This is a genomic window from Steroidobacter sp. (assembly GCF_016790065.1).
Classification (GTDB): domain Bacteria; phylum Pseudomonadota; class Gammaproteobacteria; order Steroidobacterales; family Steroidobacteraceae; genus Steroidobacter.
On record NZ_JAEUPY010000238.1, the window covers coordinates 1 to 6,862 of the forward strand.

The following is a 6,862-nucleotide window of genomic DNA, read 5'->3' on the forward strand; positions in this document are numbered from 1 at the left end:
AGCAATTGTTCGGTCAGGAACTTGGCCGCCTTGCGATGGCCACGCATCAACAGCGAATGTTCCTTACGCTCGCGCCAGACGTTGGGCTTGCCGCCGCCCCACTCGTCCTCGGTCTTGGAGAACATGGCCGACTCCGACGCATGCGCCCAAGGCTGAATCTCCATGTCGTCGTAGGCCAGCACGCAGAACGGCGGAATGATGTCTTCCTTGAAATTCTCGTACTGATCGTCGCCCCAGATCAGCACCTCGTCGGGCTTGAACTCATCGAGCGCCGCGCGCGCCTTGGCCAACCCGACGCGCATCGCCGCCCGATGCCGGGCGGCGCCGGCAACGCCTTGATCGTTGCCCCATTCTTCGCGCATCAAGGCCGGCCAATTGGCCGGATCCTTGTGCTCGGCCGGTACGTCCGGATCCTTCAACCGGCCACGCAGGATATTGGCCATATCCTCATCGCGACCACTGAGCGGCGGATAGTGAGAGATACCGATGCCGAGAATGTCTGCCATCTTCAATCGACTCGCTTGTAACTGGCAGCGACGTTGGGATCGCCCTTGCCCTTGTACTTGGAAACCGCCGGATAGGGATACAACGGCCGCGTGCGGAACGGCTCGCGACCCGGCTCGTCCTCGAGCACGATCTGCTCAGGCACGATGCCTTCTTCGACCCACTTCTCCAGCGCCGTCTGCGTATCGAACACATACGGCCCGCGACCGCCGCTGCCGTGATACAGCGTGGGCGCGACATACAACTGCGCAAACTCGGCCGTCGCCTGTTTGCCACCCATGAAAGCCTGCATTTTCTCGAACCAATCGATGGTCATGGAAGCCGACACCATCGCGTCCGACCAACCGTGCACGATCATGATCTTGCCACCGCGCGCTTTGAAGGCCTTCAAGTCCGGACTATCCGGATCCAGAATTTTCGACATGGCCGCCAGCTTGGGCTTCTCGGTGAGGTAGTCGAACTTGGTCCAATCGTACTTGGGGCCCGGATTGTTCTCGAACACCATGTAGCGCAGGCCGGTCATCGCACCGGTGAGACTGAAGGTGAGATCAGCGCTACCACGCTCGGGAACGACGGACCGCGCCCAATCGCTTTCCGATGTGAGATCGGTGGGGAAGTCGTAGTAGGTCTGGCCGGCTTTGTTGGTGGGCTTGGAATAAATTTTAACGACGGCTTCGACCTGCGGCGGCGTCAAACATTGCGCTTCGTCCTGCCCCGCTTTACACGCGAGCACCGCGGGGTCGAACTTACATTTACGCGGGTCGTCGATGATGCCGTCCTTCAACCCATCGAGCTTGTCGCACTTGTCGAGCACGGCCTTTTCGATGATGGGCAGCTTGTCGCTGTAAATCACCGGGTTTTTGCCGTCCGGATACACCGCTAAACCCAGCCACGAGAAGTGCGCCGCGTTCTTCCATTGGTAGTACGGCACCGGCGCTTTGGAGAACACGCCGTCGAAATCTTCCGGATATTTCTGCGCGGCGAACAGGCCGGCATTGCCGCCCTTGGAGAAGCCGGCGATATACGAGTACTTGGCTTTGTTGCCGTAGTACGCCGCCACGATGGCCTTACCCACCTGCGCACTCACATGATTCGCGCGATGCGCGAAGTCGATGCGAGCCGGTACGTTTTGATGTGCCCAAATGCCATCGAACGGCGCCCGGCTGTAATGACCGCCGTCGTTGGTGAGCGTGGCATAGCCGCGATTCAAGCCAGGCACCACGATTTCGGTGTGCACTTTGCCGCACCAGGCATCGCAAGCCGCCAACATGAAACGATTGTTCCATTTGTCCGGCGGCGGCAGCACCAGATTAAATTTCACGTGCGGCGTGACATAGCCTTCGACCAGACAATGATCCGGGAAGGTCTTGGCCGACGGGGTCGGCATGCCTTGGGAATGACCGCGCTTCTTGAAGAAGAGCTGTTCGACTGGGGAGGCAGGCTTGCCGATCTCCAACCGGGTCATGACGATGCGCCCGGGCGCGTCGCCGACGCTTTCCAGGTTCAGCAGATTCAAGTCATCACAGCGCTTGGCCAACTCCGACTGCGCCGCCGAAGCTGCGGCTTTGGGCGAGTCCGCCCCCGCTTCCACCTGCAAAATCAATGCGCTGACCGCCATCAGCCAGCTCCAACCACGCCCTACTCGTTGCCCGGACATCTTGTTCTCCCCGGTTGGGTTTTCGAAATTTACTCGCAACGGAAGCCACATCCTCCCCGAAGTGGCGCGTCCCGTGAACAATATTTGGAAATTTCGCGTTAATCAAGATGGGGAGGTTGGGGCGCCGGTGGCGGCGTTTCGGAGAAGAGCGTCGGTGGCCTGTCGGAGAAGAGGCGCAGTGGCTGACATCGCCTGCGTTTCGGAGAAGAGGCGTCGGTGGCTGGCATCGCCAGGGGTGGGTCTCTCCTGCCCGGCACCGCGCACGGCCACGGCGCGTTGCGCCGCTTGCCGCACATCCATGGTGAGCGCTGCTGCGACTAGCACGTCCCTGTACGTCGAAGCTGCCGGCAGGAGAGACCCACCCCTGGCGATGCCTAAAGCGCTGATGTGTCGTTGAGCACCAGAACGAGGCCGCTTCGACCTAAAGCGCTGGTGCGTCGTTGAGCACCGAACAAGGCCGCTGCGGCCTAAAGCGCCGAGGCGTCGTTAAGCACTCAGAGCTCTCGATCTCCAAGCCAGCGACAAAGCATTTTTTTATGAGTTAGCTGCTGCGCTATGAGCCGAGCGAGAACAGCCAGCTCTTAACTTCTTAGCTCGGCTGCCACAGCAAAGCTGTAGGCAGCGCCTGGGGGGAGGGATGTTCTCCCGGCAATTGGATCCGACATGGATGTCGGTCCCATAGCGCTACATGGATGTACAAGCGCAGCGACACGCGTCTGCGTGGCGCGGCGGGTGCAGCGGTGCCGGGAGAACATCCCTCCCCCCAGGCGCTGCAAACCACCGACGCATCAACACGCACTCTTCGCAGCCACCGACCAGCCACCCAACGCATCAACGCACACTCTTACTTCTGCGCCCGATATTCGATGCCAGCCCGAGTATCTTCCGGCCCCCGCTGAGCCTGAACTGAAAGGTCCTTAGACAACTTGTAACGCAAAGTTATAACTTCGCCAGGCTCAAACAACCCAACGCCATAACTCAAGTAAACGCGCGGTGATAGATACTGGCCGACAGTCAGCGCCGCCCCACCCAACATCTCATCGTCTTTGACAGACAACTCATCCGCCCCAAGTCGTCGCCCAACGTTCTTGGCGAGCAACCCACCCGCCGCCGCTCCCAGCGAACGCGTCGCAGCTTGAACGGCATCGCCCTCTCCCTCGCCGGAGCCAATTTCAGAGAGCGGTTTGCCCGCGACGATGTAGGAAAGAGCATCCGACTGTCCCATCTCCGGATCGGAGAACACAGTCAACTCCGGACTCTGCGCGCTGCCTCGAATTCTCAAGCCGGCGACGACATCCTCCAACGCTCTGGTCGCCTCGATTCGTAGTTGGGGATTGTCGAGCGGCGTAGAGGCATACAGCAGCTGCCCCTGCTGAATAGTGAGATTCTGTCCGTACGCCTTGTAAGTGCCCGTGACATTCACATCGCCAGACCCAACCGTATCCGCACCTGGCCGCTCACGCACATCCAACTGACCACCGACTTTCGCAATCAATCCAAAGCCAGTGAGATTCACATTCTCACCCAGCGCAACAGTAATAGTCGCGTACAAGGGAATCGACTTCTCCGCAAGCTCTTCCTGATTCTCCGCATCGACAATCACGACATCAGGCGAAGCGGCCTGCGCCTTATCTCCACCTCGCGGCAGCTTCTGCAAGTTCACGTCGGCTTCGGGAATGGTGACCTTGCCCGTCAACGTCATGCGCTCTTCGTTACGCAACATGTTGAGAGCAGGCGTGATGATCACTTTGGCGCCAGGAATATCCGCGGCCAGGAAGCGCTCGCCGTTGATTTGCATATTGACCGCACCGCTCGGGCTCGCGGTGCCGGCAAACTTGAGATTGCCGCCGCCCGACTCGATGCCGCCGGTGATTTGAAACTCATCGGCCGACTTGGGCCGCACATCCAAGCGACCATTCTTCAAGTGCAATCCAACGGCAGGAATATCCGCCGCCAGTTCCGCCGCCGTTACCTCACCGGTAATCGCGGGCTCTTGCAGAGTTCCGGTCACGCTTCCTGATGCATCCAACCGACCATGAACATTCGCAAGCTGGGGTGCGAACACAGCGAACGGCGCCAGATCAGGCAGGCTCGCATTCATCCGCGCATTGATTTGCGTGCTGGCTTGATTCAGGCCGCGAACTTCGCCTTCACCTTGCAATGAGCCGTTCTCTTGCAACCCGGCGCTAATCGAAGCTCGCGCATCCGGTCCATCCAAGGTCGCATCGACCACGAAGTTACGGTAAGTGAGCAAGGTTTCTTCGACGGCCGGCTCATCGCCCTCCGCGACGGCGATGACGCGCGACATGCTGCCGGCCTCGGACCGAATGGACGCGGTGCCGAACAGATTGCCGTTGGCATCTTTACGAACGTCGCCCTTGCCTTCGATCAGGCCCTTGAACTGCAACGGCAGTTCATCGCTCGAGAACGAATTGGCCAGTGCCAGCGGCACATTCGCCAGCGAGTAGCTGCCCTGCATGGAGCCGTCGGGCTTCATGCCACCCTGCATGCACAGCTCGATGTCGCGATCCACGAAGCAAGCACGCGACACGTCCACCGCCTTCGACTTCACGACGATGTTGGCCGGCTCGCGCAGGCTCAAGCGAGCGGCCTTCTCAACATCGAGCACCAGCTTCTGCACAGCGCCCGACCAGCCATCGTCCTGCTGCCCACCTTGCAGGTCTATCGAGAATGCAACGGGCTTCCCGGTCGTGCTGACCTCCGCGCGATGCGAGGCAGCGTTGCCGGAGGCATTGGCTTGCAACGTGTCGAACTCGAAACCCGCGGCCGACAAACCGGACATCGAGAGTTTCACGGATCCATCCGGCTCGAGTGGCTTGTTTACATTGGCATCCAACGACAGCTCAGCGAGTCGCATCTCCTCCAGGTGCAACTCGCGGCCGCGCGCATCGCCATTGATGGCAACGTCAGGCCACTTGCCGAGCACGCGAAAGTCCGCCGACAACTCGCCGCCGGAATTGGGCAGCCAGTCATTCAACGACGCGACATCGACAGCAATCGTCGCGTCGATCTGCTCGCTCTTGGCAGCTTGCACGCGCAGCTTGCTCTGTCCCGAGTTCAACGCCAGCGTGCCGGCCGGCAAGTAAGGCGGCGTGAACGACATGTCCGCATCGCCTGAGATCGGACGGCCACGCAACCGGCCGCGTAGCTCGGTGAGCTTCAACGTTGCATCGGGGCCTTGCTCCGTCATCTTGCCTTGCGTGGCCAGTTGGAAACGCAGACTGCCGGGCCACTCGACCGCGAACGCGCCCGGATCGAAATCCTGACCGCGAGCATCGACCACCCACGCCAGCTCCGGTTTCAAGATCACTTTGCCGGTGGCGGCCAAGCGACCTTTCTTTTGCACGATGTCGAACTGCTGCAACTCGACCAGCTCAGGCGTGCCGCGCACGTTCAGCGCGATATCTGCTTGCTGCTGCTTCGGGCCCAAGGCGATGCGGCCATTCGCGTTATACAGCTGCGGATTGCCGTCGAAAGTCAGCTCACCGCGCGTGTACAGTTCCTGGCCAGCCCAAGCCGGCGGCACGACCACATCGCGCCAACGCGCGCTCACCTTGCTGGTCCACGACTCCTCGGAGAATTGGATGTCGGCCTTGGCAATCAGCTCGCCGGCGGTCTGGCCGATATGTAACAGACTCTCCAAGGTCAGTTGTTCTTCGCTGCGAGTGAAGCGCACCGAATCCAACTGCAGCGGCTCATCGTTGATGGTCACCTTTCCGGAAATGACGCCTGCGTCCAATGTGCCTTCACCGCGCAACGACGCGGCGAGACTCTCGAAACTGGAATCCGGCATCAACTCTTCGCGCGGATCGAATCGCGGCACGTCGAGTTGCAGCTGCCAGCGATGATCGCCAGCCTGCGCCACCTTCGCATTCAACTGCGCCTTCAACGGTGAAGAGAGGTCGCTGGCGATGAGCGCATCGGCATCGTTGCCAGACACGATCAAAGTTCCGGCGACAGTCTGTTCGCCTGCGGTCCAGCGGAATTGTCCGCGGCCTTCGCCGACATACGAGTTGTCCTGCACGACGCGGCCGGAGAACTTCACGAAGCCCTGCGGCGACTGCACGTCCAATGTTTGTATTGCCAGCGCTTCGTCGGTCCATTGCCCGGCAAACTCAGCGCGAGAGATCTCGACCACCGTGGCTTCCGGGTTGCGCACCTTCACGTTCTGCGCAAGAAATTTGTCGACGGCAATATTGATCGGCGGCTGCAGCGTGAACGGCTCGGAAGGTTCTTCGGGCTTGGGCTCGGTCGGCTCATGAGTCAGCACGTCGACGCCGCTCAACGCCAGGTTGCCCACATGCACCAGCGAATGCCACAGATCGCCCAACACCAGATCCAGCTCGAGCTGCGCAACGCGAGCGTCGATGCCCACTGCCGGATCGCGATAATGCAGATCGGAAATACGCAGCGGGCCGGCAATCGAGCCTTCGATGGAGCCGATCGCCAGCTTGTCGCCGAGCGCAGCCTGCGCACGAGCAGCGACGAAGCGCGTGCCCGACTGCGTGTTCAGCACCCAAGCGACGGTGCCGATGATGGCCACGAGCAGCACCGCGAACACGACGCCGGTCCAAGCCAGGGTTTTTTTCACCGTACTGTTCATGCGAATAAGGTCATAGGTCGGGGCCGATAACCATGTGGATGCGCCACGAATCGTCCAGATCCGAAACCACCGGCCGC

Annotated in this window: 2 protein-coding genes and 1 pseudogene; all 3 read right to left on the minus strand. The window is 60.6% G+C overall.

Annotated elements, in window-relative coordinates:
* Positions 1-506 (minus strand): annotated as a pseudogene (locus JNL55_RS10230) (extradiol ring-cleavage dioxygenase); the annotation flags it as partial.
* A 2-nt stretch (positions 507-508) separates the two neighbouring features.
* On the minus strand, positions 509-2,161 hold the full coding sequence (locus tag JNL55_RS10235) for a tannase/feruloyl esterase family alpha/beta hydrolase (RefSeq protein ID WP_293852672.1): 1,653 nt from the start codon (positions 2,159-2,161) through the stop codon (positions 509-511).
* A gap of 844 nt (positions 2,162-3,005) precedes the next feature.
* Positions 3,006-6,785, minus strand: coding sequence for a translocation/assembly module TamB domain-containing protein (locus JNL55_RS10240; protein ID WP_293852674.1), 3,780 nt, complete (start codon positions 6,783-6,785; stop codon positions 3,006-3,008).
* Between the last annotated feature and the right edge of the window lie 77 nt (positions 6,786-6,862).